This window comes from Mesorhizobium sp. P5_C1 (genome assembly GCF_054049815.1).
Genome location: NZ_JBFULQ010001154.1, coordinates 1 through 901 on the forward strand (window position 1 = coordinate 1; position 901 = coordinate 901).

Genomic DNA, 901 nt, shown 5'->3' on the forward strand with positions numbered 1-901 from the left:
ACACTGTGGTTCCGCCGCTCGAATGTCCCCAAACACCGATGCGGGAGGTATCGATTATCCCGGCCAACTTGCCGCCCGGGGCGGTCAATGAATCAGTGTATTCGATCACCCGGACCACATTGGCAGGGTGATTGTAGAGCAGCCAGATCGCCCTCCCATCCTCCCGGCTAACTCCTTCGTCCAGCGGTCCGCTGAGTCCAGTATCGTAGTCCGCGGCTGCGACGACGAAACCATACGATGCGAGTTGCCGACCCAACGTGCCGTATGAAGCGCCGAGAGCGTCGAGCCCGTGGATCAAGATCACCAACGGATAGGGACCGGTTGTTGCCGCGGGCGCATCCATCGACACCATCAAGATTGTGGCGTTGGGATCGGGGGCGGGACCGGCAGCGGGATACCAGATTATGGTCGGCATGGGATGCTTGCCAGAAATGTCGGGGACAGTGAACATCTGCAGACCATAACGCACCTCTTAGCCGGCTCCRTATCGTCGGCCTTCGGAGGGGGAAATTTTGGCGCAGATTGCTATCATTGGCAATGCGTTTATCTCACCATTGAGTTTTGACCCTAACTCTCCTCCCGGAAATCCTGCAGCGATGCATGCCGCAGATCTTCCTCGCCTCGTAGGTGCTTCACGCGCCCGATCAGCCCCGGCTTGACCCATTGCGTCGCTGGACGCTTCATGTCCTTCGGTGCGGTGCCTGCGTGGTCCTGGACACGCGAGCCGTTCACGCATCTCGCGGTTCAAGGTGACGAAAGCGCTGCCGACGTAGCGCCCGGTGCCGCGCTCGGCCATCAGTGTGAAGGCTGGCTTGCCGGCGACGAAATAGAGGTCGTGCTGCCGGCGTGTGATTGCCTTGCGCAACTCACCGAAGTCTGACAGGCCGGCGTCGTTGAGCAC

General features: G+C 60.4%; 1 protein-coding gene and 1 pseudogene. Both read right to left on the reverse strand.

All coding sequences use genetic code 11. From position 1 onward, the window contains the following. A partial coding sequence (locus ACXJ7R_RS34545; RefSeq protein WP_457155707.1) for an alpha/beta hydrolase family protein occupies positions 1–469 on the reverse strand: 469 nt, incomplete at its 3' end. Positions 470–472: 3 nt separating this feature from the next. Then, positions 473–901 (reverse strand): annotated as a pseudogene (locus ACXJ7R_RS34550) (hypothetical protein); the annotation flags it as partial.